At 71.7% G+C, this 24,610-nt stretch carries 25 protein-coding genes; 13 read left to right on the top strand and 12 right to left on the bottom strand.

What is annotated here, in order from left to right; all coding sequences use genetic code 11:
* The first annotated feature begins 24 nt into the window (after positions 1-24).
* Entirely contained in the window at positions 25-1,404 is a 1,380-nt protein-coding gene (locus ACLHRZ_RS26980; RefSeq protein ID WP_490421127.1) for an FtsW/RodA/SpoVE family cell cycle protein, read from the top strand.
* A gap of 74 nt (positions 1,405-1,478) precedes the next feature.
* Here the strand turns inward: ACLHRZ_RS26980 and ACLHRZ_RS26975 are convergent, their stop codons facing one another.
* Together ACLHRZ_RS26975 and ACLHRZ_RS26970 are read right to left on the bottom strand one after the other, a co-directional pair.
* Positions 1,479-1,697, bottom strand: a complete 219-nt coding sequence (locus ACLHRZ_RS26975) for a hypothetical protein (protein WP_490421126.1) — start codon at positions 1,695-1,697, stop codon at positions 1,479-1,481.
* Between the two features lie 22 nt (positions 1,698-1,719).
* A complete protein-coding gene (locus ACLHRZ_RS26970) occupies positions 1,720-2,358 on the bottom strand; it encodes a TetR/AcrR family transcriptional regulator (protein WP_490421125.1) in 639 nt (212 codons plus the stop codon).
* Between the two features lie 91 nt (positions 2,359-2,449).
* On the opposite strand from ACLHRZ_RS26970, the gene ACLHRZ_RS26965 reads away from it, so the two are divergent.
* Together ACLHRZ_RS26965 and ACLHRZ_RS26960 are read left to right on the top strand one after the other, a co-directional pair.
* Complete coding sequence (locus ACLHRZ_RS26965) at positions 2,450-3,487, top strand: aldo/keto reductase (RefSeq protein WP_490421124.1); 1,038 nt, start codon at positions 2,450-2,452, stop codon at positions 3,485-3,487.
* 174 nt (positions 3,488-3,661) lie between these two features.
* Positions 3,662-5,278 carry an AMP-binding protein gene (locus ACLHRZ_RS26960; RefSeq protein WP_490421123.1) on the top strand — a complete coding sequence of 539 codons (1,617 nt, stop codon included), beginning with the start codon at positions 3,662-3,664 and terminating at the stop codon, positions 5,276-5,278.
* Here ACLHRZ_RS26960 and ACLHRZ_RS26955 read toward each other — a convergent pair whose 3' ends face one another.
* On the bottom strand, positions 5,279-6,163 hold the full coding sequence (locus ACLHRZ_RS26955) for a class I SAM-dependent methyltransferase (RefSeq protein ID WP_490421122.1): 885 nt from the start codon (positions 6,161-6,163) through the stop codon (positions 5,279-5,281). It abuts the gene before it with no gap.
* Positions 6,164-6,261: 98 nt separating this feature from the next.
* Here ACLHRZ_RS26955 and ACLHRZ_RS26950 point away from each other — a divergent pair, with 98 nt between their 5' ends.
* Together ACLHRZ_RS26950 and ACLHRZ_RS26945 are read left to right on the top strand one after the other, a co-directional pair.
* Positions 6,262-6,840: a helix-turn-helix domain-containing protein gene (locus ACLHRZ_RS26950; RefSeq protein WP_490421121.1), complete on the top strand. Its 579-nt coding sequence runs from the start codon at positions 6,262-6,264 to the stop codon at positions 6,838-6,840.
* Between the two features lie 341 nt (positions 6,841-7,181).
* Positions 7,182-8,225 carry an alpha/beta hydrolase gene (locus tag ACLHRZ_RS26945; protein ID WP_490421120.1) on the top strand — a complete coding sequence of 348 codons (1,044 nt, stop codon included), beginning with the start codon at positions 7,182-7,184 and terminating at the stop codon, positions 8,223-8,225.
* Here the strand turns inward: ACLHRZ_RS26945 and ACLHRZ_RS26940 are convergent.
* The 4 genes from ACLHRZ_RS26940 to ACLHRZ_RS26925 all read right to left on the bottom strand — a co-directional run bounded on the left by ACLHRZ_RS26940 (position 8,211) and on the right by ACLHRZ_RS26925 (position 13,608).
* Positions 8,211-8,714, bottom strand: coding sequence for a hypothetical protein (locus ACLHRZ_RS26940; RefSeq protein ID WP_490421119.1), 504 nt, complete (start codon positions 8,712-8,714; stop codon positions 8,211-8,213). The two genes, ACLHRZ_RS26945 and ACLHRZ_RS26940, sit on opposite strands and share 15 nt — an antisense overlap.
* Before the next feature lie 45 nt (positions 8,715-8,759).
* Positions 8,760-11,552 carry an MFS transporter gene (locus tag ACLHRZ_RS26935; protein ID WP_490421118.1) on the bottom strand — a complete coding sequence of 931 codons (2,793 nt, stop codon included), beginning with the start codon at positions 11,550-11,552 and terminating at the stop codon, positions 8,760-8,762.
* A gap of 298 nt (positions 11,553-11,850) precedes the next feature.
* Positions 11,851-12,318 (bottom strand): RpiB/LacA/LacB family sugar-phosphate isomerase, encoded by a 468-nt coding sequence (locus ACLHRZ_RS26930; protein WP_490421117.1) that lies wholly within the window; start codon positions 12,316-12,318, stop codon positions 11,851-11,853.
* A gap of 78 nt (positions 12,319-12,396) precedes the next feature.
* The gene (locus tag ACLHRZ_RS26925; RefSeq protein WP_490421116.1) at positions 12,397-13,608 is read right to left on the bottom strand and encodes a basic secretory protein-like protein; all 1,212 of its coding nucleotides are present in this window, start codon (positions 13,606-13,608) and stop codon (positions 12,397-12,399) included.
* A 240-nt stretch (positions 13,609-13,848) separates the two neighbouring features.
* Between ACLHRZ_RS26925 and ACLHRZ_RS26920 the strand changes: the two genes are divergently transcribed.
* The 3 genes from ACLHRZ_RS26920 to ACLHRZ_RS26910 all read left to right on the top strand — a co-directional run bounded on the left by ACLHRZ_RS26920 (position 13,849) and on the right by ACLHRZ_RS26910 (position 15,615).
* On the top strand, positions 13,849-14,556 hold the full coding sequence (locus ACLHRZ_RS26920; protein WP_490421115.1) for a polysaccharide deacetylase family protein: 708 nt from the start codon (positions 13,849-13,851) through the stop codon (positions 14,554-14,556).
* A 32-nt stretch (positions 14,557-14,588) separates the two neighbouring features.
* Positions 14,589-14,987, top strand: coding sequence for a septal ring lytic transglycosylase RlpA family protein (locus tag ACLHRZ_RS26915; RefSeq protein WP_490421114.1), 399 nt, complete (start codon positions 14,589-14,591; stop codon positions 14,985-14,987).
* Positions 14,988-15,213: 226 nt separating this feature from the next.
* On the top strand, positions 15,214-15,615 hold the full coding sequence (locus ACLHRZ_RS26910) for a hypothetical protein (RefSeq protein ID WP_490421113.1): 402 nt from the start codon (positions 15,214-15,216) through the stop codon (positions 15,613-15,615).
* Here the strand turns inward: ACLHRZ_RS26910 and ACLHRZ_RS26905 are convergent.
* Positions 15,602-16,150 (bottom strand): DUF4232 domain-containing protein, encoded by a 549-nt coding sequence (locus ACLHRZ_RS26905; protein WP_490421112.1) that lies wholly within the window; start codon positions 16,148-16,150, stop codon positions 15,602-15,604. The two genes, ACLHRZ_RS26910 and ACLHRZ_RS26905, sit on opposite strands and share 14 nt — an antisense overlap.
* A 166-nt stretch (positions 16,151-16,316) precedes the next feature.
* On the opposite strand from ACLHRZ_RS26905, the gene ACLHRZ_RS26900 reads away from it, so the two are divergent.
* From ACLHRZ_RS26900 to ACLHRZ_RS26880, 5 genes are all read left to right on the top strand, one after another.
* Positions 16,317-16,931, top strand: a complete 615-nt coding sequence (locus ACLHRZ_RS26900; protein WP_490421164.1) for a phosphoribosylanthranilate isomerase — start codon at positions 16,317-16,319, stop codon at positions 16,929-16,931.
* Positions 16,932-17,073: 142 nt separating this feature from the next.
* Positions 17,074-17,910: an ABC transporter ATP-binding protein gene (locus ACLHRZ_RS26895; RefSeq protein ID WP_490421111.1), complete on the top strand. Its 837-nt coding sequence runs from the start codon at positions 17,074-17,076 to the stop codon at positions 17,908-17,910.
* A complete protein-coding gene (locus tag ACLHRZ_RS26890) occupies positions 17,907-18,782 on the top strand; it encodes an ABC transporter permease (protein WP_490421110.1) in 876 nt (291 codons plus the stop codon). The genes ACLHRZ_RS26895 and ACLHRZ_RS26890 overlap by 4 nt, the downstream gene beginning before the upstream one ends.
* 59 nt (positions 18,783-18,841) lie before the next feature.
* Positions 18,842-19,792 carry an ABC transporter substrate-binding protein gene (locus ACLHRZ_RS26885; RefSeq protein ID WP_490421109.1) on the top strand — a complete coding sequence of 317 codons (951 nt, stop codon included), beginning with the start codon at positions 18,842-18,844 and terminating at the stop codon, positions 19,790-19,792.
* A gap of 109 nt (positions 19,793-19,901) precedes the next feature.
* Positions 19,902-20,522 carry a peptidoglycan-binding domain-containing protein gene (locus tag ACLHRZ_RS26880; RefSeq protein WP_490421108.1) on the top strand — a complete coding sequence of 207 codons (621 nt, stop codon included), beginning with the start codon at positions 19,902-19,904 and terminating at the stop codon, positions 20,520-20,522.
* A 12-nt stretch (positions 20,523-20,534) separates the two neighbouring features.
* Here ACLHRZ_RS26880 and ACLHRZ_RS26875 read toward each other — a convergent pair whose 3' ends face one another.
* The 4 genes from ACLHRZ_RS26875 to ACLHRZ_RS26860 form a co-directional block, all read right to left on the bottom strand.
* On the bottom strand, positions 20,535-21,728 hold the full coding sequence (locus ACLHRZ_RS26875; RefSeq protein WP_490421107.1) for a sensor histidine kinase: 1,194 nt from the start codon (positions 21,726-21,728) through the stop codon (positions 20,535-20,537).
* 104 nt (positions 21,729-21,832) lie between these two features.
* Positions 21,833-22,507 carry a response regulator gene (locus ACLHRZ_RS26870; RefSeq protein ID WP_490421106.1) on the bottom strand — a complete coding sequence of 225 codons (675 nt, stop codon included), beginning with the start codon at positions 22,505-22,507 and terminating at the stop codon, positions 21,833-21,835.
* Between the two features lie 50 nt (positions 22,508-22,557).
* Positions 22,558-23,838, bottom strand: a complete 1,281-nt coding sequence (locus ACLHRZ_RS26865; protein WP_490421105.1) for a sensor histidine kinase — start codon at positions 23,836-23,838, stop codon at positions 22,558-22,560.
* Between the two features lie 70 nt (positions 23,839-23,908).
* Positions 23,909-24,571: a response regulator gene (locus ACLHRZ_RS26860; RefSeq protein ID WP_490421104.1), complete on the bottom strand. Its 663-nt coding sequence runs from the start codon at positions 24,569-24,571 to the stop codon at positions 23,909-23,911.
* Positions 24,572-24,610: the final 39 nt, after the last annotated feature.

The following is a 24,610-nucleotide window of genomic DNA, read 5'->3' as shown; positions in this document are numbered from 1 at the left end:
TTGGGAGGAAGGGCTGCGGCCCGGATGGCACGGACAAACGTGGGGAGGGGCCGCAATGCCGAGCTGTTGATGCTCGCCTTCGCGGTACTGCTCACGCTGTTCGGCTACGCCTCCGTGGGGATGGCCGTCGACGGGAAGGTGCCGGGTTCGCTGCTCGGCTACGCCCTCGGGTTTTCGGCGGTGGCCGCCGCCGCGCACGGGGTGATGCGCAGATTCGCCCCGCACGCCGATCCGTTGATCCTGCCGCTCGCCGTCGGACTGAGCGGCCTCGGGCTGGTGCTGATCCACCGGCTGGACATTTCGTACAAGATTCGCTGGCACTCCGCCCCGGGCGAGACCAACCAGCTGATGTGGAGCGGCATCGGCATCGCCGTGTGCCTGGCCATCGTGGTGCTCCTCAAGGACCACCGCCTGCTCCAGCGCTACCAGTACGTCATGGTGTTCACCGCCCTCGTGCTGCTGATCGCCCCGGCGTTCTTCGGCGCGGACACCTACGGCGCGAAGCGGTGGATCGTGCTGGGGCCGCTGTCGTTCCAGCCGGGCGAGTTCGTCAAGACCGGCATCGCCGTGTTCTTCGCGGGATACCTGACGATGTACAAGGACGCCCTCGCGCTGGCCAGCCGGCGGATCATGGGCTTCTACCTGCCGCGCGGCCGGCAGTTCGGCCCGATCGCCGCGGTGTGGGTGCTGAGCCTGGTGGTGCTCATCTTCGAGCGCGACCTCGGCACCTCGCTGATCTTCTTCGGCCTGTTCGTGATCATGCTCTACGTGGCCACCGAGCGCACCAGCTGGGTGGCGACGGGCCTGCTGATGTTCTCCGTCGGCGCCGTCGTGGTCGCCTCCTTCGAGCCCCACGTGCACGGCCGCGTCGCCGCCTGGCTGCACCCGATGGACTACTACAAGGTGCCCCGCCCGCCCGAGATCGTCTCAGACCAGGCCGCGCAGGCGCTGTTCAGCTTCGGCAGCGGCGGCGTCATGGGCACCGGCCTCGGCAAGGGCCACTCCGACCTCATCAAGTTCGCCGGCCGCAGCGACTTCATCCTGACCACGGTCGGCGAGGAGCTCGGGCTTGCCGGCACCATGGCCGTCATCGTGCTGTTCGCGCTGCTCGTCCAGCGCGGTCTGCGGGCCGCGCTCGACGCCCGCGACCCGTTCGGCAAGCTGCTGGCGACGGGCCTGGCCAGCGCCCTGGCGCTGCAGGTCTTCGTGGTCTGCGGAGGCGTCATGGGCCTGATCCCGCTGACCGGCAAGGCGCTGCCGTTCCTCGCCTCCGGCGGTTCGTCCCAAGTGGCCACCTGGGTGCTCATCGCGCTGCTGATCAAGATCAGCGACGCGGCACGGAGGCCCGATCCGGAGCCGGCGCCCGACGAGGACGACCAGGCGACGCAACTGATCAGACACTGAGCGCATCGAGCGCGCGGAGGCCGGACCCGGAAAAGGGGGTCCGGCCTCCGCCGTTTCCGGTCGGGACGCTTCGGTCAGGGCGTCTGCCGGGGCGCGTCGACGACGGCGCGCTCCAGGACGGCGGTGGCGTGGAGGAGCGTGCCCGCCTTGCCCCGGTCGCCCGTCCTGGTCAGACAGCTGCGGTCGCCGAGGTAGGCCAGGCTCTGCCGGTCGAAGACCCACTCCGTGCGCTCGCCGAGCTGCTTGTCCTCACGGGCGATGGCGATGCCGTGTATTGGCTTTCCGCAGCGCACATGCGGTTCCAGGTGACCTGGGTCACGTCTGCTCGCGGTACCGCACGTAGACCCCGGCGCGGGCGGCGGCCTCGGCGGCCTCCGCTGCACGGTCGGCGGCGGCACGGTCGGGCGGGGCGTCGCCGGTGAGCAGGCGGTAGTAGAGCGGGGCGGAGACTGCGCGGACCACCTCGTGCGGGTCGGTGTCCTCGGGTACCTCGCCCCGGTCGGCGGCCTGCTGCACGCACGGTGCCCACTCGGCGATGCGGGTGTCGTAGAAGCGGTGCAGGGCCTCGGCGGTCCGGGCGTCCCACGTGGCGGCCGCGATCACCGCCTTGAACAGCGGCCCTTGCCGTGCGTCGGTGAGCGCGCGCTGGACGAGTCCGGCGTTGGCCCGGAGGTCGCCCAGCAGGGAGCCGGTCTCGGTGCGGGGCAGCGACTGCTCAGCCATGTCCTGCAGCAGGTCGGCCACGAGGGCGGTCACCGTTCCCCAGCGGCGGTAGACGGTCGTCCTGCCCACCTGTGCGCGGCGTGCGACGTCGCCGAGGTCGAGGTGGGCGAAGCCCTGCTCGGCCAGTACGTCCCCGGCCGCCTGCAGGACCGCCGCCCGCACCCGGGCGGTGCGTCCGCCGGGGCGCACGGTCCCCGGCTCCGGATCCTGCACTGGCTCCTCGGACTCCATAACGAGACTCCTGTTCCTTTAATGGTTCGCAGCTGATACGGTCGTTGCATCCTAACGGGATTATAGGACCGTTTGTGGGAGGGGATTCGTCATGGAATACAGACAGCTGGGAACGTCCGGCCTCATGGTCCCGGAGCTGAGCTTCGGCGCAGGCACCTTCGGCGGCCGGGGAGAGCTGTTCGAGGCCTGGGGCACCACCGACGCCCGGGAGGCGCGCCGCTTGGTGGACATCTGCCTCGACGCCGGGGTCACCATGTTCGACACCGCCGACGTCTACTCCGGCGGCGCCTCGGAAGAAGTGCTGGGCCGGGCCGTCAAGGGCCGCCGGGACCGGGTGCTCCTGTCCACCAAGACTGGCCTGCCCATGGGCGACGGGCCCCACGACGCCGGCACCTCCCGCACGCGCCTGATCCGCGCCTGCGAGGGCGCGCTGCGCCGGCTCGGCACCGAATACATCGACCTCTTCCAACTGCACGCCTTCGACGCGGCCACGCCGGTCGAGGAGGTCCTGGACGCGCTCGACCAGCTCGTACAAGCAGGCAAGGTGCGCCACACCGGCGTCTCCAACTTCTCCGGCTGGCAGCTGATGAAGTCCCTCGCGGCAGCGGAACGGCACGGCCGCCCCCGCTACGCCGCCCACCAGGTCTACTACTCGCTGGTCGGTCGCGACTACGAATGGGAGCTGATGCCGCTCGCCGCCGACCAGGGCGTCGGCGCCGTCGTCTGGAGCCCGCTCGGGTGGGGGCGGCTCACCGGCAAGGTGCGCCGCGGGCAGCCGCTTCCGGAGCACAGCCGCCTCCACCGCACGGCCGACTACGGCCCGCCGGTCGTGGACGAGGACCTCTACCGAGTGGTTGACGGTCTCGATGAGATCGCGCAGGAGACCGGCCGGTCCGTACCCCAGATCGCCATCAACTGGCTGCTGCGGCGGCCGACCGTCTCCTCGGTCATCATCGGCGCCCGCAACGAGGAACAGCTGCGGCAGAACCTGGCCGCGGTCGGCTGGACGCTCACCCCCGACCAGGTGGCCAGGCTCGACGCGGCGAGCACCAGGCCGGCCGCGTACCCGTACTACCCCTACTACCGGCAGGAAGGCTTCGCCCGCCTCTCGCCGCCCATCGTCCAGTAGGTGCCGTGGAGCCGCTGTTCGCCGGAGCGGGCCTGGGCCCCGCCATCACCTGCGAGGGTGCCGGGCCCGGCGCGGGCCTCGGCATGAACAAATGGCAGAACTGGTTGTGGAAGGCATGAGCATTCGCCTTTACGGTCGGGGTGAGTGCTTCGCCCGCCTAGGAGGTTACGGTCCATGGCCAACCGTTTCACCGACCCCGCCGCGTCCGACGGGGCCGACGTGTACGCCGCCTCGCCCTCGTCGTCAGGGGAGTTCGTCGGCTACGTCGACGCGATCCTTGCCGCCCTCGCCGCCGCGGACGACCCCGGGCGCACCGTGCTGACCGCCGCCGACGGACGCCGCGTCGCCGCCGGGGAGTTCCGCGAGGGTGTGCTGCGGATGGCGTGGGACCTGGCCGGCCGGGGCGTCGGTCGCGGCACCGTCGTGTGCCTGCTCACCGGCAACACCCCCGAGGCCGTCACCGCCCGCTACGCAGCGAACCTCACCGGTGCCTGCGTGACCGTCCTGTACGAGGGCATGGCTCCCGCGACCCTGGCCCGCATCGTGGAGAGTGTCGAGGCCGGCCTGCTGCTCGTCGACTTCACCCGGTACGAGGACGCCAAGGAACTGCTGCCGCTGATCCCGGACCTCGCGGTGCTCACCCTGGGGCCCGGCCCCTTCGGCGAGGACCTGGAGGCGAGTTCCGCGCAGCACGAGCCGCGGCCGTTCGCGAGCACGGTCGGCCCGGAGGACGACTGGTGCATCCGCCACACCGGCGGAACCACCGGCATTCCCAAGGGAATTCCCATGGCACACGGCCCCTACGCCGCCTCCCTGGGCCGCTCCGTCGGTGATGCCGGCAGCGTCGAGGAGCCGCCCCGCTACCTCGCCTGTACGCCGCTCGCCCACCTTGCGGGCGTCTTCACCGACATAACCATCAGCCAGGGCGGATCCGTCGTCCTGCAGCACTCCTTCGACCCCGGCGAGGTTCTCGCCGCGATCGAGCGGGAGCGCATCACGGACGTCTTCGTACTGCCGCCCCTGCTCTACCGGTTGCTCGACCACCCGGGCCTGGCCGCCACCGACCACTCCAGCCTCCGCCGGATCGCCTACGGCGGCTGCGCCGCCTCGCCCGCCCGGCTGCGGCGGGCCGCCGAGGTGTTCGGGCCGGTGCTCTACGGCGCCTACGGGCAGTCGGAGGCCCTCACCATCACCGTGGCGACACCGGACGACCACACGGTGACCGGGCGCGATGGCCGGATCACCGCGGGCCGCCCGCTGCCGGGCGTCGAGCTCGCCATCCGCGACGGGGCGGGGCGCACCCTGCAGCCGGGCGAGGAGGGCGAGATCCATGTGCGGTCCACCGGCATGATGCGCGGCTACTGGAAGCAGCCCGAACTCACCGCCGAAGTGATCCGGGACGGCTGGCTGCGCACCGGGGACGTGGGCTGTCTCGACGAGAACGGCTACCTGTTCATCGTCGACCGGATCAAGGACATGATCATCGTGGTCGGCGGGCACGTCTACCCGGCCGACCTGGAGGACGTGCTCCTCGCCCACCCCGACGTCTCCCAGTGCGCGGTCTTCGGCGTCCGCGACGACGACGCGGCCGAACAGGTCCACGTCGCCGTCGTCCCCGCGGCCGGCCGCCGCCCCGGTCTTGAGGGGCTGCGGGAGTTCGTCACCGAGAGGAAGGGCCCGATGTACGCCCCGAGGGCCGTGCACCTGGTCCCGGAGATCCCGCTCACCTCCGTGGGCAAGCCGGACAGGAAGCGGCTGCAGGCCGCTTACGGTGCCGGAGCCGCCGGCTGATCATGCCTCCGGCCGGTGCCCGAAGTGCACGGTCTTGGCGGTCAGCAGGAACAGGTCCGCCCGGCGGTCGACGCCCGCCGGGTCGGCCGGGTCGAGCAGCCGGTCCAGGGCCGCGGTGTCGTCGGGGTCCAGGACCTCGCCGAGCGTCGATCGCAGCCGTTCCAGCCACAGGCGTACCGACCGCCGCGCCCCGTCGTCGAGGGGCGCGGGGCGGTCCACGAGGAAGGACTTGCTGTGGACGCCGGTGAGACCGGCGGCCCGCAGCATGCTCGGCCAGTCCTCGACCACCGCGACCGTTCCGGGCAGTTCGTCCCGCATCCGGTTGTAGTTCAGCCCGCGGGCCACGTCCAGCCGCTCCTGCAGGCCGGGGCGCCCGAAGCCCAGGTCGCGCGGGAGCCAGCGGGCCGGCAGCCCGCCCTCGACGATGGCCAGGACGCCGCCGGGCTCCAGCAGCCCGGTCAGCCGGTCCAGCGCGTCCTGCTGGTCGCCGACGTGGTGCACGACCTGCGCCGACCACACCAGGTCGGCCGGCTCCAGGCCGGCGAGCCCCTCGGGGAACGCGGCCTCCCGGGTCCGTAGCCGAACACCGAGCCGCTCGGCCCGCTCCCGGGCCCGGGCGAGTAGCTCCGGTGACCCGTCCACCGCGGTGACCTCGGCCTTCGGGAACGTCTCCGCGAGGCGGCAGGCCGCGACGCCGGGACCGCTGCCGATATCCAGGATCCGCCGCGGGCTCAGGTGCGCCAGCTCCTGCAGGGCCTGGCGCACGTAGGGGCTGTGCGTCTCGCCCTCGAGCTCCAGCAGATCGGCCATGGCGGCCCAGTCGTGGTCGTCGTCCTGGTGCGTGTGCGTGTGCGTGTGCGCATGGGTGTGCGTGTGCGTGCCCATGTTCTTTCCCCTTCCCTTTGCCCTTTGGCAGGTGTTCCCGACCCTGCGCCCGGCCGGTGCGGATTGACAAAACTTGTTGCCGTTTCTGCAATAGAGGGATGGAAGACGTGCTCGCCGCCGTGGGGCCGAGGCTCAAGCACATCCGGCAGCAGCGCGGATGCACGCTCGCGGCGCTCTCGAAGACCACCGGCATCTCGGTCAGCACGCTGTCCCGGCTGGAGTCCGGGCAGCGCAGGCCGAGCCTGGAACTGCTGCTCCCGATCGCCCAGGCCCACCAGGTCCCGCTGGACGAACTGGTCGGTGCCCCGCCGGTCGGCGACCCGCGGGTCCGGCTGAAGCCCTTCCGGCGCGGGGACGCCACGATGGTGCCGCTGAGCCGGCAGCCCGGCGGGCCGCAGGCCTTCAAGATGGTGATGGGCACCTCCCGCAGCACCCCCGAACCCCGCACGCACGAGGGCTACGAGTGGCTGTACGTGCTCGGCGGGAAGCTGAGGCTGGTCCTCGCCGAGCACGACGTCGTGCTCTCGACGGGGGAGGCCGCCGAGTTCGACACCCGGCTGCCGCACTGGTTCGGCAGCACGGGGGAGGGGCCGGTGGAGATCCTCAGCCTGTTCGGCCCGCAGGGCGAGCGCATGCACGTCCGCGCGAGACCCGGGAACAACGGGCGCGCGGACTAGGGCAGCGGCGCCACCAACGGATGATCGCCGCCTCTGCAGTACGGATACGCCGGCGTTCCTCTGAGCGAGTCGCAGGGATCGGACGCGCCGGGCGTACCGGAGGAGAGGACCGGCCGGGACGGTACCTCGTGGCCGGCAGCTCCGGCCACGGCCGTTCCGGAGCTGCCGGCAATGAGCACTGCCGCGACAACGGCGGCTGTACGTCCGGTGATTCGCGTGAACATGTGGACCTCCCGGTGCCGAGGGTGTGCGAGGCACGGTAGCCGAGCCATGGCCCTCGCCGGGCAGGTGATTGACTACGCCGCATGGATCTCGCGCGAGCATGCCCTCCCTGCACGGACGTGCCGACAAGCCGTTCCGGCCGGGAAGCACCCCCGCTCGACCCCGAACTGGGCGTGGCGCTGGCGGCGTTGGGGGAGGTGGTGAGGGAGCCGTTCACCCCGGAGAACCTGGCGGCCCGGCAGGCGCGGGACGGTGCGGTCCGGCCCAGGCCGACGGTCCGGGAGCTGCAGGCCGACGGCCGCTTCGAGGTCGACGAGCTGTGCGTGCCGGGGGCGACGGGCGGGCCGGACGTCACGCTCGTGAGCGCACGGCCCGCCGGGGTCACCCGGCCGCTGCCGCTGCTGTACTACGTGCACGGCGGCGGCATGATCATGGGCAATGCGTGGTCCGTGCTTCCGCGGCTGCTGGACGAATGGGCGCTCGCGCTGGAGTTGGCCGTCGTCTCCGTCGAGTACCGGCTGGCACCGCAGGTGCAGTATCCCGGTCCGCTGGAGGACTGCTACGCCGGACTGGTCTGGGCGGCCGGGCACGCGGACCGGCTGGGCATCGACGCGGACCGCATCGTCATCGGAGGAAAGAGCGCCGGAGGCGGACTGGCCGCGGCGCTCGCCCTGCTCACCCGTGACCGGGGCGGGCCCGTACCGCTCGGGCAGCTGCTCCTGTGCCCGATGCTGGACGACCGCAACAACAGCTTCTCCAGCCACCAGATGGCCGGCGTCGACACCTGGGACCGCACCTCCAACGCCACCGCGTGGCAGGCGTTGCTGGGTGACCGGTACGGCGCTGCGGACCTGCCGCCCTACGCGGCCCCCGCCCGCGCCACGGATCTGTCGAAGCTGCCCCCGGCCTACATCGACGTCGGGTCGGCCGAGACCTTCCGGGACGAGGGCGTGGCCTACGCCAATGCGATCTGGCAGGCCGGCGGCCAGGCCGAACTGCACGTGTGGCCCGGGGCCTTCCACGGCTTCGACACCTTCGCACCACGGGCCGCCCTCAGCCAGGACGCCCGGAACGCCCGTACCTGCTGGCTCCGGCGGATTCTTGCGCAGTCCGATCCGGCAGTGGACCGCGCCGGAACTGTGCCCGTGTCACGGGAGCGATGACACGGCGCCGACGGCTTCGCCGGTCGCCTCCAGCCATGCCGGGCTGCCGCCCGTGCCGAAGGCGACCGCGAGGGCGTACCCGATGGACACGTCGAGCGGGTGAACGTCCGCCTCCGGCTCCCACTGGGCCTTTGCCCGTCCGCTGAGCCGAGTTCGGAACCGCCCTATGCACTGGCCGTTCCTCGTCAGTCGGCTCCGCCCGAACGACTCCGGTACCAACTGGTACGTCGCACCCTTGCACCGGGCGTCCACGGCGCAGGAACGCCGGGTGAATCCGGCCGGGTTCGGCAGGAGAATTGCGACGTCGTCGTCCACATGGATCGTCAGCTCCTTGGCGACGCGCGTGCCGATGGGCACGTCCTTGTCCTGCCGGGCCCGCCAGTCGCGGGTGATCCTCACCCGGGGGACGGCGGGACCGTAGACCACAACGACGCCGTTTTCCCTGTTGAAGGAGACGGACACGGCACCGTGCAGAGGATCGTGAGGCATCCGACCATGATCGCAGAGGTGCCTCGTGCGCTGCCGTGCGGCCGGTCAGTCCGGAGAATCCGGCGTACCCGGCCCGAGGACTTCCTGATAGTGGTCGAGCAGCTGAGCGCAAATGGACGACCAGGGACGTGACAGCACCGAGTCACGTGCCGAGGCGGCGTACTTGAGCCGAAGCAGGGGATCGCGCAAATCGTCGATCGCGGCGCGCAATGCGGAAGCGAAGGCCTGGCAGGAATGCGCGGGCAGCAAATGCCCGTTCTCACCGGGTCTGACGAGGTCGCGGGGGCCTCCCGTATCCGGGGTCAGCACCGGAACGCCGCTGGCGAGGGCCTCCTGGACACCCTGGCAGAAGGTCTCGTGCCCTCCCGTGTGGATGAACACGTCCAAGCTTGCGTAGGCAGCGGCCAGTTCGGGGCCCGAACGGAATCCGAGGAAAGCGGCATCCGGCATCAGCCGCCGGAGGACGGGGGCGCACGGTCCGTCGCCCACCACCACGAGCCGGATGCCGGGCAATCCATGCAGAGCGGCGAGCCGTTCCACCTGTTTTTCAGGCGTCAGACGGCCGACATAGCCGACGATCAGCTGTCCCGGTACTGCCAGTCGAGCGCGTAGCGCGGGGTCTCTGCGATTCGGGTGGAACAGGTCGAGGTCCACGCCGCGCGGCCACAGATGGACGCGTGGTACGCCCCGCGAGGACAAGGCGTGCGCGGCCGAACGCGAAGGCGCCAGCGTCCGGTCGGCCATCGCGTGCAGTCGGTGTATGCGGTGCCATGCCGCCTGCGCTGCGCGTGGCCCCAGGCCGCTGCAGGTGGCGAAACCGGCCAGGTCGGTCTGATAGACGGAGACCGTCGGCACGCCGAGCCGCTGGGCCACCAGCAGTCCCTGGGCCCCGACCATGAACGGCGAGGCCAGGTGAATGACGTCCGGGCGGAAATCGCGCAGCGCCCTGACCAGCCGAAGGCTCGGCAGGCCCACCGGCAGTGAACTCATGGACGGGAGATGGATGCACGGCACTCGCACGACGGGTGTTCTGCCGTGCTCGGCGGGTCCGGGGCCGGGGGCGATGAGCAGGGTCCTGTGTCCCTGCCGGTGAAGGTGGTCGAGGATCTGGACAACGGAGTTGGTCACGCCATTGACGTGCGGGAGAAAGCTTTCGGTGACGAGTGCCACGCGGAGCCGGTCCGTGGGGACCCGTGGGCTCGGGGCGATGGCCCTCGGTCCGGGGAGGGCGGGTACGGAGCCGGCTCGGCGGACGTTTCGCGGCAATGCGAACATCAGCAGGAAGGCGACCGTCAGGATGGCGCTCACCCACCACAGCGTTTGCCGGAAGGCTTTGGAGAGCGTCATGCCGCCGACCCGCCTGCCGAGTTCGTCCAGCGTGGCCGCCGTCGTCGTGTCCGGCGGATTTCGGGGATCGGGCGCGCAGCTCGCGGGAGATCGGTCGGGGTCGTTCGCGGTGGCACGGTCGACGGCGCAGCTGCGGAATCCGGCAACGGTGTGTTCGACCTGGGCTGTTGAGAGTCCGTGGTGGGCGAGCCGCTGCCGGATTTCGGGAACCGTCTGGTCGACGCTGTGCGTGGCTGCTCCGCCGAACAACCCGAAGAAGAAGACGGACATCAGGGCAACGCCCATGGCGTTTCCGACCTGGACCGTGCTGGACGTCAGTCCCGACGCGGAGCCGGCGTCCTTGTGCGGGACGCCTGTGAGGACGACATCGCCCAATGGCGCGACCACCAGCCCCAGGCCGATGCCGCAGACGAGTAGCGGAGGTGCCATGTGAACCGATCGGATTCCGGTGCCGTGCCGGTCGATTCCGGCGCCGAAGAGGGCGATGCCGGCAATCATGACCAGGATGCCGGCCTGGGGCACGAGACGGCCGAGCCGTGGCACCAGGAATCTGACCGACGTCCCCGCGGCGACGGCCGTTCCGACGGAGAAGGGGATGCCGGTGAGGCCCGCGTGCAGGGGTGACCACCCCAGCCCCAGCTGCATGTAGAGCATCCAGGAAAGGAAAAGGATGCCGACAGCCGCGCTGAAGAGCAGCTGGACGCTGATTCCGGAGGCGAAGCTGCGTGCGGTGAACAGGCGCAGCGCGACCAGTGGGGATCGTCCCTCGTGTGCTGCGCGGCGTTCGTATGCGGCGAAGCAGGCCAGTACCAGGACGGATGCGGCCATGGATCCGAAACCCCAGAGCGGCCAGTGCAGTTCGCGCCCTTCCAGCAACGGATAGATCAGCATCAGCAGCCCGACGGTGGCCAGGGCGACGCCCACCAGGTCGAGCCGTGCGGCGTGCGGATCCCGGGACCGGGGGAGGAAGCGCTTGCCGACCGCCATTCCGGCGAGACCGATCGGCACGTTCACCAGGAACACGGCCCGCCACCCCAGACCGAGCGGGTTCGCGTCCATGAGGCAGCCGCCGATGAGAGGGCCGGACACCGTGGCGACCCCGACGTTGACGCCGTAGAACGCGTAGACCTTTCCCCGCTCGTCCGCCGGGAATGTCACCTGGATCAGCGCCAGGACCTGGGGCAGCATCAGCGCAGCCGTTGCTCCCTGGGCAATCCGCGCGCAGATCAGGGTCGAGGCGTCGGGAGCGAATCCGCACAGCGTCGACGCAGCCGTGAAGCCGCCCATGCCGGTCAGGAACATGCGCTTGCGGCAGAAGAAATCACCGAGTCGCCCGCCGGTGATGAGAAGTGCGCCGAAAGCCAGGGCGTATCCCGCCGTGACCCATTGCACCGCCGTATAGGCGATCCCCAGGTCCTTCCGGAGACCCGGGACCGCGACATTGACGATGGTGACGTCCAGCAGGTCCATGAACGAGGCCACCAGCACCACCGCGAGAGCGGTCCAGCGCCGGCAGCAGCCCTCTGTGGTGGTCATGGCCCGCGAGGTCACGGCGCTCAGCCGGTCGAGCCAGGCGATCACCGCCAGGACCGGTGGCACGAGCAGGCGACCGCGCCGGCCGGCAGCAGTGGCGTCAGGATCCCCGGGTCGGTACAGAGCACCCGCCTCTCTGCGCAGGGAGAGCTGGCTTTGTACTCGGTTATGGACTTCTGAGCGTATTCATCCGACCTGACGCCGCGCGGCTGAAGTCGGTTACTGGCCGCGGGTGATCACTGTTGACCGATCGCGGTCACCGTGGCTGCGGCGGCCGCTGCGCGTCGTCCTCGATGCGGCCGATGTGGGCGATGTTCCTGGTGTCCTCGGCCGCGTCGCTGGCCCCCGTGCCGAACCACGCGTCGAGGATCTCCGTGAGCTGCGGACCGGACACGAGGCGGAGGCTCAGGGCCAGCACGTTCGCATCGTTCCACCGCCGGGCTCCTGCGGCGGTGTAGGCGTCGCCGCAGAGCGCGGCACGGATGCCGTGGACCTTGTTCGCGGCGAGGGCGGCGCCGGTGCCGGTCCAGCAGCACACCACGGCCTGCTGGGCCCGGCCGGCCGCCACGTCCTCGGCCGCCGCCTGCGAGACGAAGGCCCAGTCGGTCCGGTCTCCTTGCTTGAGCACGCCGTGGGGCAGCACGTGATGGCCGCGCCGTTCCAGCTCCTGCACCACCAGGCGGGCCACCGGTTCGCCGGTGTCGGAGGAGACAGCGATGTCCATGGGGACCGGACCTTTCTCGGTGGAATGGTTCACGCGTCGGAACCGGCGATTCCCGCAGCGTACCCGGAGTGCCCGATTTCAGTCCCGGAGTGCGTGGTTGTTCCAGGTACCGGCGTGGATCTCGTTCCACATCTCCGTCCACCACTGCCGGCCGGACTTGCCGGTGATCTCCATGAGGATGCTGTCCGGGGGAGTGGAACCGTTCTGGTGGATGCGGTTGTTGAGCCGCATGATGATGCCCTCGCCCGCCGACTGCCGGTTGACGATGTAGTTGAGCATGTATGCGGTCGGGTTGTAGCCGCCGTTGAAGTCCGCCCCGTACGGGGTGCCCGGCTTCTCGCGGACGTTGTAGACGTACTTGCGGTAGTAGTCGGCGATGCCCTCCAGCAGCCACGCCTCGCGCACGTTGGGGTCCTGCACCTGGTGCGTCAGCTCGTGGACCAGCAGGCCGATGTCGTCGGGGTGGTCGATGACCTGGCTGGGCCGGATGACGATGGTCTTCTTGTTGTCCCACTCGGGACGGGGGTTGGGGTCCCACACCGCGAGCGCGTTCGAGCCGGAGCCGAAGTACGAGGCGTCGAAGACGACGTTGATGTACGGCTTGACCTCGTAGGCGCCGCCGGTCAGGACCTGCTGGATCTTCGGGTACTGGTCCAGCAGCAGGCCCTTGTTCGCCTCGTACCAGGCCATCAGCCGGGCCGGGTCGTAGCCGCCCGCGTCGATGACCTTGCCCCTGATGTCCACCCGGCCGGCGGGCGGGGCGGTGGCCTCGTCGATGTTCCACAGCTGCCGTGCGTCGTTCGCGTCGCACGGGCGGGCCTCGACGCCCTGGTCGCCGTTGCGGTCGCCGATGCGGGCGAGGCAGCGGTCGCCGCCCTCGGAGCTGTGGAACAGCCATGCCGGGGAGCCTGCGACGGCCTGCAGCCACCACTGCTGGTTTGTCCTGCCTATGTTGTTCCACAGCCCGACGCTGTTCGCGCGCAGGTCGCGGTCCACGACGTTGTTCGTGCCGGGAACCGTGATCGACCAGTTGCCGTTGTTGTCGTTGAGCTGCCAGATCTGCTCGCTGCGGTGGTCGTCCCAGTCCCTCGCGTGCACTCCGGCGCCGTTGGCCGTGGAATCCCACTGCAGGGCTCCGCCTGCGTGGTTCGAGATGCGGTACTGGTGGCCGGACGTGGGGAGCCGGTGGTCCTCGGCGTGTGCGGACGTCGAGGTGAGTGCCGCCAGCAGCGGGACGGCGGTGGCGACGACGGCGGACGCGGCAGCGCGGCGGCGACGGTTTCTGTGCACGGTGGACGCTCTCCTTCAGGGGTGACCGCGGCCCCGGTCGCGGGCCGCGGACATCACCGTCCGGCAGGGGAGTCAACAACGGGTCAACGTGTGTCGTGGGCGTGCCGATGGGGCGCATGTTCAACAAGTGGTGACAGTTTGTCTATCCCGGGCCCGCAGGATCCTTTCCGTGCCGCACCGCCCCCACCGGCGTAGGCACGGCTCCACCTGCTCGCCCACCACATGAAGGACATGCACACCATGAAGTTGCTCGGTGCAACCCTGAAGGGCGTCGGTGCCGCGCTCGCGGCGGCCGTCCTGTTCGCCGCAACGCCCGGCACGGCCTCGGCCGCGACGGCCGAGGTGGTGAACCACACCGGCCCCGGGGCCGGTTCGAAGACGTTCGCCCTCACGATCGACGACGGCCCCAGCCCCACCTGGACGAACCAGGTCCTCGACCTGCTGAAGGACCGTCAGGTCACTGCCACCTTCTGCGTCATCGGCGACCACGCCCGGCAGTACCCCGACCTCGTCAAGCGGATCGTCAACGAGGGCCACCACCTCTGCAACCACTCGATGCACCACGTGAACCCCACCCAGCAGAGCCCGGACCAGGCACGCGCCGACCTCCAGCAGGCCTCGGACGCGATACACGCCGCCGCCCCCGGCGCACAGATCGACTACTACCGCGCGCCGGAAGGCGGTTGGACGCCGGACGTCCAGCAGTACGCCGCGAGCCAGGGCATGCAGCCGCTCGGCTGGTCCGTCGACACCCGCGACTGGGAGACGCCGGGCGTCGACGCGATCTTCCAGAACTACAAGCGGGAGTTCCAGGGCGGCGGCGTGATCCTCATGCACGACGGCTCCCAGGAGAACGACCGCAGCCAGAGCGTCGAGGCCATGGGCAACATCCTGTCCGACCTGGCCGACAACGGTTACACCGACGACCTCCCGGCCGTTCTCGGCTGACCCGGACCCACAAACACCTCAAGGAGAATCCAGTGAAGCTTGCCAAGAAGATCAGCACCGTCCTGGCCACTGCGGCCCTGACCGCGGGCCTGGCCACGACGATCGCCGCTCCGGCCCACGCCGACGGCGGGCTGCAGACGTGCACCGCCTCGTGGTACGGGGCGCCCGGCGAGATACCGCCGGGCTGGCCCACCGCCAGCGGCGAGCCCTTCGACGCCGAGGCGATGGCCGCGGCCAGCCGCGACCTGCCCTTCGGCACGCAGGTGCGCGTGACCAACGCCGACAACGGGCAGTCGGTCACCGTCCGCATCAACGACCGGGGCCCGACGGACACGAGCCGCTGCATCGACCTGACCAGAGGTGCGTTCAGCCGGATCGCGGACACGGACAAGGGGCTGACGCAGGTGACGCTGGAGGTCGTCGACAACTGATCCCGGCCACACGGCACGGCCGGCTTCCGGGCTCCTGCGAGCCCGGAAGCCGGCCGTTTCCCGCTGTGCGAGGGGACTGCACGCTGCTCCGGTCGGGTGGCTTCGCGCGGCCAAGAGCATGGCGGGGAGCTTCTTCGGGCCATCGTCCTCGTTGGGCGCAAGGGGTCTTGTTCAGCCGGAACGCCGTGGTGCGGCGTGAATGAAGAGGAGAATTCCCGTGCGTCGGATGAGTATTGCCCTGGCAGCCGCCCTTGCGGTCGGTGGAATGGGAGCGTCGGCGGCCGTCGCCCAGGCTGCGCCCGCTGCCCCTGCCGCAGTGCTGGTGCCCGGTGAACAGCCGCCCTGGCCCTACGCGGACTGCCTCGACGCTGCCAAGCAGCACAAGGAAACACCCGAGTACGCCAAGTGGCACTGCGACGAACTGGTGAAGAAGGGCTGGATCAAGCCGCCGAACCCCGGGGCGCAGTCGAAGGCGAAGCCGAAGAAGAAGCCGGCGCCGCAGCCCGCCAAGCCGTCCAAGCCGGCCAAGGGGAGGGCCCCGTCGCACGCCCCGCAGCCCAAGAAGAAGGCCGGGGCGCAGCCCAAGCAGGCTCCGAAGCAGGCTCCCAAGCCGGCTAAGGGACGCTGATCCGGTAGGCGAAGGCCGTCACGCTCAGGACGCCGTTGGTCACCCGCTCCTCGAACGGGACGGTGAGGTGGTCGGTGGAGGCCGGCGGCGTTATCTCCAGGTAGGAGGCGTGCAGTACGCGCGTGCCGTCGGCGACGGCCCACACCAGGTCGGCCTCGGCCGACTGGCCGGGCTGGAGGAAGAGGGTCTGCTTGCCCGGATCCTGGACGAAGTAGGTGCTGCCCCACCGGGTGTCGGCCTCCAGCGGCCGGTGCCCGGCGTCCTCCAGCCCGAGCCCCGGGTAGCCGCGCAGCGCGCAGGTGCGGTCGGAGGTGTTCGTCAGCCGGAGCAGCTTGCCCCGGTGGGACATGCCGACCTGCTCGGGGTCGGTGCTGGTGAGTTCGGCCCGCAGGCCGGACGTCCGGCAGGTGGCGGTCACTTCGTCCGGGGTGGCCGGGGCGGCCGATGCGGCCTGTGCGCCGGTGACCACGGTGCCTGCCGTGAGCGCAGCGGCTGCGACGGCCGCTGCGGCCGCTTTCCGGAGAATGTCGCGCATGGTGGAGTGTCCCTTTCCGTGTGACATGTCCACCCAGTTGATCACTTCGTCGCGGGGCTGAACACCTCACCTTCTCGCCATTTCCCGGGGCGTTCCCCGGCTGGCATACGCTGCAGAGGACGGCCTGCAGCGGGCGGTGCCGCAACGTGCCGAGGATGTGAGTGAACTGTTCATCAAGATCTGCGGGCTGCGGACCGCCGAGGACGTGGACGCGGCCGTGGCCGCCGGTGCCGATGCCGTCGGGTTCGTCTTCGCCGCCAGCCCGCGCCGTGTCGACGCCACGACGGCCGCGGAGTTGGCGGCACGCGCCGGGGACCGGGTGCTCACCGTAGGGGTCTTCCGCGGCCAGCCGCTGGAGGAGGTACGGGAGTTGTCCGCCGCCTCCGGGATCCGGGCCGTGCAGCTGCACGGGGACGAGGGCACCGAGTACTACGAGGCCCTGCGCCCGGAGGGATACACGCTGGTACGGGCCACCGCACCCGCGCCGGAGAAGCCGGAGTCGTGCGGTGCGCTGGGGGAGGACCTGTTGCTGCTCGACGCCCCGGCACCGGGGGCCGGGCGGCCGTGGGACTGGAGCGATCCCCGCTTCGTACCGCCCGCCGGTCGGTGGGTGCTCGCCGGCGGGCTGGACGCGGGCAACGTCGGCCGGGCCGTGCGCACGCTCTCGCCCTGGGGCGTGGACGTCTCCAGCGGCGTCGAGGTGCGGCGCGGCGTGAAGGACCCGGCATTGATCACCGAGTTCGTGCGGGCCGCCAGGGAGGCCTCCGCCGCGAGCGCGTGAGGACGCGGGCCGGGCGACCGCACGCCGGGCCGGCCGTCCGGCCCTGCGGCCCTGCGGCCCTGCGGTCTCTCGGCCATTCGGCCAGAAAGTGTTCTCCAATGGCGACTGGTCCTGTCCCCTTCGGCGTCCGTAGTTTTCCCGTGTGACCACCCCCGCGACCGAAGAACCCGGACCCGTGCTGACCGCACAGGACATCGACCGCTATTTCGTCTCGCCCGAGGGAGAGGTGCTCCAGGCGCTCGACGGGGTCTCCCTGGCCGTGGAGGACGGGGAGTTCGTCTGCGTCGTCGGCCCGTCGGGCTGCGGCAAGTCCACGCTGCTGCGCGTGCTCGGCGGTCTCGACGAGCCCTCGGGCGGCAGCGTCCGGCTGCGCTCGGGGCTCTCGGTCGTCCCGCCGGTGGCCTTCGTCTTCCAGGACTTCGGCGTCCTGCCCTGGCTCACCGTCCGGGCGAACGCGGCGTTCGGCCTGCGCATGGCGGGCGTCGGGCGGGGGCTGTCCGACCGGGTCGCCGACCGGTGGCTGGGCCGCGTCGGCCTGTCCGAGTTCGCCGACGCCTACCCCGGCCGGCTCTCCGGCGGCATGCGGCAACGCCTCGCGCTGGCCCGGGCGTTCGCCTCCGGCAGCCCGGTGCTGCTGATGGACGAGCCGCTGGGCGCCCTGGACCCGCAGACCCGGCTGCAGATGCAGGAACACCTGCTGGAGCTGTGGCAGCAGGAGCACAAGACCGTGGTCATGGTGACGCACTCCATCGACGAGGCGCTCCTGCTCGGCGACCGGGTCCTGGTGATGTCCGGCCGCCCCGGCACGATGACGGACACCTTCAGGGTGCCGTTCCCCCGCCCGCGCACCCCGGGGATCCAGGACACCCCGGCCTTCTCGCACCTGCGCGTCCGCGTCCGGCAGGCGCTCCGCGGCCCCCGCATCCCGGCACAGCGCTCGGACGGCGCGGACGCCCGCACCGAGGGAGGCGAGGAATGACCGCCCGCCCGCAGACCGCCGCGGAAGAAGCCGTCCGCACGGCCGTTCGCGGGGCGCGCCGTGCCGCCGCCCGCGCCGCCGTCCTCGGCGTCGCCGTGCCGCTGGTGCTGCTCTCCGCCTGGGAGGCCGCCGCGCGCACCGGCGTCGTCGACGCGCTGCTCTTCCCGCCGCCGTCGCACATCGCCGCGCAGCTGGCCGCCATGACGGCCGACGGCGAACTCGGCGGCCACCTCGCGGCCACCCTCGGACGGCTGCTGCCCGGCTACGCGCTGGGTGCGCTCGCCGGAGCGCTCACCGGCTTCGCGATGGGGGTGTCCGCGACCCTGCGCGCCGCCCTCGGGCCGCTGTTCGCCGCGCTCTACTGCCTGCCGAAGATCGCCACACTGCCCCTGCTACTGCTCGTCTTCGGACTGGGAGAGACGCCCAAGGTGCTCTCCGTGGCGATCACCGTCTTCTTCGTGACGCAGATCAACACCCTCGCCGGCGTGCGGCGGATCGACGCGCGCGTCCTGGAGACCGCCCGGTCCTACGGGGCCTCCGGCCCCAGGCTCCTGCGGTTCGTCCTGCTGCCCGGGGCCGCCCCGGCGATTCTCACCGGGCTGCGGACCGCGGTCGGACTGGCCGTCGTGGTCGTCGTCGCGGTCGAGTTCGTGGATTCCGAGAACGGTCTGGGCTTCCTGATCTGGAACTCCTGGACCCTCTTCCAGCCCGACCGCATGTACGTGGGGCTGGTGACCGTCGCCGGGCTGGGAGCGGCACTGTCCGCGGCTCTGGCCCTGGCCGAGCGGTGGCTGCTGCCCTGGCAGGCCGCCCGGCCGCCGCTGTTCGCCCCCTGGCGGGCCCTGCTGCGGGCCCGTACTCCCCGGCCCTGACCGCGCCCGCTCGACTCCGCCGTTCCCACCTTCACCCGGCTCCCGAAAGGAACCGTCCCGTGCGCCGCCGTATGCCGTCCGCCGTCGCCCTGCTGCCCGCGCTCGCCCTCCTCGCCGCCTGCCAGAGCAGCGGCGGGAAGGCGTCCGGGGGCGACGCCTCCGGACCCACCCGCGTGACGGTGGCCCACGTGCCGTCCACACTCTTCGCCCCGCTCTATCTCGCCCGGGCCAAGGGCTACTTCAAGGAGCAGGGGCTCGACGTCGACCTGCGGAAGGTGCAGGCCGGACAGGACGCGGTCCCGCTGGCCGGCACCGGGAAGGTGGACGCCGTCGTCGCCGGGTTCTCCGCCGGTCTGTTCAACGGCATGGACCAGGGCCTGAAGGTGAAGGTCGTCGCCTCGATGGGCGCCTCCACCGGGGACCGGCCCTCGCCCACCGCCCTCGAAGTCGCGCAGCGCGTGCTGGACTCCGGAGAGGTCAAGGACACCGCGGACCTCAAGGGCCGGAAGGTCGCGGTGGCGGGCGGGGCGGGCGCCGCCGGCGGGTACCAGCTGGCCGCCACCCTGCGCGGGGCGGGGCTGACGCTCAAGGACGTGACGGTCGTCAACGTCGCGATCCCCGACATGCGCAGCGCCCTCGCCGACGGCGGCGTCGACGCGGCCCTGGCGCCCGCGCCGTTCACCACGGCCATGGAGGAGGCCGATGTGGCCCGGCCGTTGGCCGTGCCGCCGCGGGGTACTTCCGCCACCGGTGTCGTCTTCGGCACTGCCTTTGCCGGGAAGCCGGCCGCCGACAAGTTCCTGACCGCGCTGCGCAAGGGTGCCGCCGATCTGCAGGGCGCGGGGGCGACGTCGGAGGAGACGGTGGCGGTGCTTGCCAAGGCGACCGGTCAGAAGGCGGAGGTGCTGCGCAAGACGCCGCCGTATCAGTGGGATCCCCGACTTGCGCCCGACGAGGCGCAGTTGGCGGCGCAGAAGCGGGCGTACGAGGACGCCGGGCTGCTCCGCTGACGGTGGTGCGTTGTCTGCGGGTCGGTTGTGGCTGGTCGTGCCCACGCGGCGGAGCCGCACATCGATAGGCGCCCCGCGCCCCTTCGGGGCGCTACTGGAAGGAGTAACCGTGCCCCGGATCGACCTCTCCCTGCCCGGGCCGGCCTCGCATCGCCGGGGACGGCGCCGGTGGATCCCCTATGTCGCGGGCGGGGCCACCCTGTTGGGGGCGCTGGGGGTCACTGCGCTCACCACCGTGGGCGGCGGCCCGGGTACCGCCCTGAGTCTGCCCGATGCAGGCGGTGCAGCCGACGGGCTCGGGCGGAGTGGTGACGCCGCTGCCCCGCAAGGGAGTTCGTCCGAGTCGGGCCGTTCCGGCGCGGCGACCCGCACCGGTGGCAGCACCGCACCGCCGAGCCCTTCCAGGGCGCCGGCCACGACGGAGTCCGGCCGCAGTGCCACGAGCGCCTCCGCCGCCCACCGGAGTGCGGCGGCGTCCTCCGGTGCCCCCGCGACCTCCAGCGCCGACGGCACCCTGCGCCGCGGCGATTCCGGCGCGGCCGTCCACGACATGCAGTACACGCTGTGGCGCCTCGGCCTCTACCACGGGCGCCGGTACGGCTCGTACGACGCGGACACCGCCGCCTCCGTCCGGAAGTTCCAGGAGTGGGACGGGGTGCGCGGGGACGTCGCGGGGGAGTACGGGCCGAACACCCGGCGTGCGCTGCAGGCTTGGGCCGCCCGGCTCTGACGGTCCGCCCCCTCACTGTGCGGCGGTCAGCGCAGCCTCGGGCATCACCCGGGGCCGCAGGGCGAAGCGCGCCCGGAGGACGAAGCGGTCCGCGCCTGCCCAGCCCGCGGTGAGGGTTCCGCCGGCTCCGGTCACGGCCTCGTGCAGTGCGTCCAGTCCGGCGGGGGCGAAGTCCTCGTGGATGCGGGGGCTTTCGGCGCGTCTGTTCGCCACCTCCAGGTCCACCGCGTCCGCGGTGAAGACCAGCCGGGCCGTGACGGGTGCGCCGGGGGCGTGCTTGGCCGCGTTGGCCAGTGCTTCGAGTGCCACCCGGTACACCATCCGCTCGATGCGGACGGGGAGTTCACGGGGCGTCCCGGTCGTCTCGAACGCGAGCTCCACGCCGATGGTCTCCATGTTCCGCACCAGTCCGGCCATCAGCTCGGTGTAGGAGATCAGGGAGGCCGTGCTGTGGTCCAGCGCCTCCCGCCTGCCCTGCAGCACCTTCGCGGACTCCCTGAGGTCCGCCATCACCCGGCGCGCCCCGGCCTCCACGGCCAGTGCGGTCGGGCGGGCCGTCTCGGGGAGTCCGGGCGTGCGCAGCAGATGGCCGGCCTGCAGGACGAGCGCGGTCACTTCGTGTCCCATGTCGTCGTGCAGGCCGGCGACGATGCGGCTGCGCTCTTCGAGCAGGGTGTGCCGGGCCGCCTGCTCGACGGACAGTTCCACCTGGGCGATCCTGCGCCGCAGGTGGTCGATTGCCGCGGTGCGCCGGCGCATGAGTTCGCCGATGACCGCCGGGACGGCGATCGCCGTCAGGCCCCGGAAGTCGGTGACGGCGGTGGCCGGGGCCAGGGCCTGGGTCCAGATGCGGCCCGTCTGGTAGGTGAGCAGCATTCCTGCGCACAGGGCGTAGCGGGAGCGGCCGCCGTACTGGGCGAGTGCGTAGGCCGCGAAGACCATCAGGGTGCGGTCGTCGGTGACGAGCGTGGCGGCGACGGCGGCCACCGCGCACAGGGCCGGGTGGCGACGGCGGGCCAGGAAGGTCAGCGAGGCGCCGAGCCCGACGGCGAGCGAGAACCCGTAGTCGTCGACGAGACCCGTGCCGAGGGTCTTGTCGTCCAGGACCAGGACGGACAGGAGCCCGGCCAGTGCGACCGTGCCGATGTCGGACGGTTCGCCGTACCGGCAGGAACCCCTCGTCAGGTGCCGCCCCGTTGCCCACATACGCATTCCGCTTCGACTCGGTATCCATTCGGACAGGAACGGCCACGTTGCCATACCGAACGGTTGGACGTGTCGGGCAAAAGATGAAAGGAAAGGGGAAGAATTCAACCAGTCGGGGACTGCGCGCGCGGGGCGATCCCCATCTCGTAGGCGATGATGGCCGCCTGGGTGCGATTGTCCAGCCCGAGCTTGGCCAGGGTCCGGGAGACGTACGTCTTCACGCTCGCCCCCGACAGGTGCAGGGTCCGGGCTATCTCGGCGTTCGTCATCCCCGCACCCACCAGGGCCAGCACCCGGCGCTCCCCCTGACTGAGCAGGGACAGCTTCTCCCCGGCCCCGTTCACCCGGATCGGCGTGTGGTCGGCAGCCCGGCGCACCAGGCTCGTCAGCACCTCCGGCGCCACCACCCGGCACCCCGAGGCGACCGTGTGCAGCGCCGCGAACAGCTCCTCCGGCCGCAGGTCCTTGAGCAGGAAGCCGCACGCCCCGGCCTCCAGCGCCTCGAGCACCCGCGCGTCCGTGTCGAACACGCTCAGCACCAGCACCATCGGCGGCTCCGGCAGCTGCATCAGCCGGCGCGTGGCCTCGACCCCGTCGACACGGGGCATGTTCAGGTCCATCAGGACCACGTCCGGCCGGTGGGCCGCCACCCGGCTCAGCGCCTCGGCCCCGTCGCCCGCCTCGGCGACCACCTCGAAGTCGTCCGAGGAGTCCACCAGCATGGTCAGGCCCATGCGGATGATGGCCTGGTCGTCCACGATCATTACGCGGATGGACATGAGTCCCCTTCGGTCTCGGTTCCCACAGGTCGGAGTCGTGCGGGGCGTGTTCACGGCTCGGGTGCCGGCGCAGGGACGGGCAGCTCCGCCCGTACCCGGAAACCGCCGTCGCGCAGCGGTTCCGCGCTCAGCACACCGCCTGCCTCGGCGGTGCGCAGCCGCAGCCCCGTCAGGCCCATCCGGTCCGAGCTGCGCAGTGAAACGGCCCCGGAGGGCGGCCCGTTGCGCACCTCCAGCACGACCTGCTCGTCCTCGAAGGAGAGCTCGGCCGAAACGGCCGCACCGGGCGCGTACTTGGCCGCGTTGGTGAAGGTCTCCCGGCAGATCCGGTACAGCAGCCGCTCGGTCTCCGCGGGCAGCGGCCGGGCGGCGCCGTGCAGCCGGTAGTCGGCGGCCATGCCCACGGCGGACATGTTGCGCACGAGCCCGCCCAGGAACTCCGCGCAGCTGGTGGGGCCGGTCAGCGCCGCCCGCCGCCCGTCGCCGTCCCGCAGCACCTCCAGCATCTGCCGCAGGTCGGCCATCACCCGGTGCGCCGCCTCCCGCACGGCGACCGCTCCCTGCCGGGCCTCGCCGGGAAGGCCCGGCACCCGTTCGAGCGCGCCCGCCCGCAGGGCGAGGAAGGTGGCCTGGTGGCCGATGTGGTCGTGGATGTCGAAGGCGAGCCGGGTGCGCTCCTCCAGCAGCGCGAACCGGGTGGCGCTCTCGACCGCGCTCCCGGACCGCTCCAGCCGCTCCTTGAGCAGCTTGCGCACCGAGCGCTGGTGCCGGACGAGCCCGCCGAACACGGCCGGGAAGGCGATCTCGACGACGACTCCGTAGTACAGCTGCGCGGTGGTGGCGTCGGCCATGCCGATGGAGTGCCGGGTGACGAGGTAGATCACGGTCACGACGGCCACGAGCACGAACCGCGACCGTCCCCCGTAGTGCGCAACGGCGTACGAGGCGGCGAACAGCGGGGTCCGCTCGTCGGAGGCGAAGCTGGCGGCCAGCCCGGCGAGCAGGCAGAGCTCGGGTATGCGGCGGCGCAGGACGAGCGTGGCCGCGGCGACGACGGCGATCGCCGAGGAGAGGCCGTAGCCGTGCACGAGGCCGGTCGCGCTCAGGGTGTGGAGCTGCATGCAGGACGCGACGGCGACGAGGAGCGCGATGCCGACGTCGCAGAGCAGGCCCCGGCGCGGGCCGCCGAGGGCGGCCGGGAGTGACCGGCGCCGCCATGCGCAGCGCACGGCCGCGGCCAGGGACGCCGGACGCCGCGTGCCCGGGGGCCGGAACCGGCGCGTCCGGCCGCCGGCGAGGCTGTCCCGAAGGAGGGAACGTTCTGCGTTCATGTGGCTGCCCCTGTGCACCGGACGTCGGTCCGCACCTGTGGTCCACGGCCGCGGCGGCCGGTCCGGACCGTCACTCTCTGCCCGGGGTGCCGGCCGCGATGCCGGCCCGCTGTGCGAGGAGGGCGGCTTGGACGCGGTTCTCGGCATGGAGCTTGGCCATGAGGCGGCTGACGTGCCCCTTGGTGGTGCCCTCGCTCATCCCGAGGGTCTCGCCGATGCGGGAGTTGGGCAGTCCGGCGCCGAGCAGCGCGAGCACATCGTGCTCGCGCCGGGTCAGCCGGCCGAGCCGGCGGCGCTGGTCGGGGGTGACGCCCGGCGGGCACCTGCGCGCGGTGTCGATGACGCGGCGCGTGACCTCGGGCGCGAGCACGCCGTGTCCCTGGGCGACCTTGCGGACGGCCGTGACCAACTCCCGTGACGGCGCGTCCTTGAGCAGGAACCCGACGGCTCCGGCGGCCAGGGCCTCGTCCACGGAGCCGGGGCGGGCGCACGCCGTCAGGACGACGACCGCGGGCGGGCGGGGGAGCCGGGCGATCTGCTGCAGTGCGGAGAGCCCGCACTCGGGGGGCGGGACGGGGAAGTCCGTCAGGACGACGTCCGGTTCGAGGGCGCGTGCCGCGGCGACGGCCTCCCGGCAGTCGGCCGTCTCGCCCACGACATCGATGTCAGGGCATGCCTGCAGCACCGACCGCAGGCCGCGGCGCACAAATGACGACTCGTCAGATATCAACACGCGGACGGTGGGCGGCCGTTCCCTGGGCGGGGCCGGCCG

Source organism: Streptomyces sp. AM25, from assembly GCF_058146165.1.
This window is presented reverse-complemented; position numbering and strand designations above follow the sequence as displayed.

Coding starts and splice junctions, on each gene's coding strand:
- ACLHRZ_RS26940 (WP_490421119.1), bottom strand. CDS start 8,714: ATGCCTCACGATCCTCTGCACGGTGCCGTGTCCGTCTCCTTCAACAGG.
- ACLHRZ_RS26930 (WP_490421117.1), bottom strand. CDS start 12,318: ATGGACATCGCTGTCTCCTCCGACACCGGCGAACCGGTGGCCCGCCTG.
- ACLHRZ_RS26890 (WP_490421110.1), top strand. CDS start 17,907: ATGACCGCCCGCCCGCAGACCGCCGCGGAAGAAGCCGTCCGCACGGCC.
- ACLHRZ_RS26920 (WP_490421115.1), top strand. CDS start 13,849: ATGAAGTTGCTCGGTGCAACCCTGAAGGGCGTCGGTGCCGCGCTCGCG.
- ACLHRZ_RS26910 (WP_490421113.1), top strand. CDS start 15,214: ATGAGTATTGCCCTGGCAGCCGCCCTTGCGGTCGGTGGAATGGGAGCG.
- ACLHRZ_RS26980 (WP_490421127.1), top strand. CDS start 25: ATGGCACGGACAAACGTGGGGAGGGGCCGCAATGCCGAGCTGTTGATG.
- ACLHRZ_RS26905 (WP_490421112.1), bottom strand. CDS start 16,150: ATGCGCGACATTCTCCGGAAAGCGGCCGCAGCGGCCGTCGCAGCCGCT.
- ACLHRZ_RS26865 (WP_490421105.1), bottom strand. CDS start 23,838: ATGAACGCAGAACGTTCCCTCCTTCGGGACAGCCTCGCCGGCGGCCGG.
- ACLHRZ_RS26970 (WP_490421125.1), bottom strand. CDS start 2,358: ATGGAGTCCGAGGAGCCAGTGCAGGATCCGGAGCCGGGGACCGTGCGC.
- ACLHRZ_RS26960 (WP_490421123.1), top strand. CDS start 3,662: ATGGCCAACCGTTTCACCGACCCCGCCGCGTCCGACGGGGCCGACGTG.
- ACLHRZ_RS26965 (WP_490421124.1), top strand. CDS start 2,450: ATGGAATACAGACAGCTGGGAACGTCCGGCCTCATGGTCCCGGAGCTG.
- ACLHRZ_RS26870 (WP_490421106.1), bottom strand. CDS start 22,507: ATGTCCATCCGCGTAATGATCGTGGACGACCAGGCCATCATCCGCATG.
- ACLHRZ_RS26875 (WP_490421107.1), bottom strand. CDS start 21,728: ATGTGGGCAACGGGGCGGCACCTGACGAGGGGTTCCTGCCGGTACGGC.
- ACLHRZ_RS26955 (WP_490421122.1), bottom strand. CDS start 6,163: ATGGGCACGCACACGCACACCCATGCGCACACGCACACGCACACGCAC.
- ACLHRZ_RS26950 (WP_490421121.1), top strand. CDS start 6,262: ATGGAAGACGTGCTCGCCGCCGTGGGGCCGAGGCTCAAGCACATCCGG.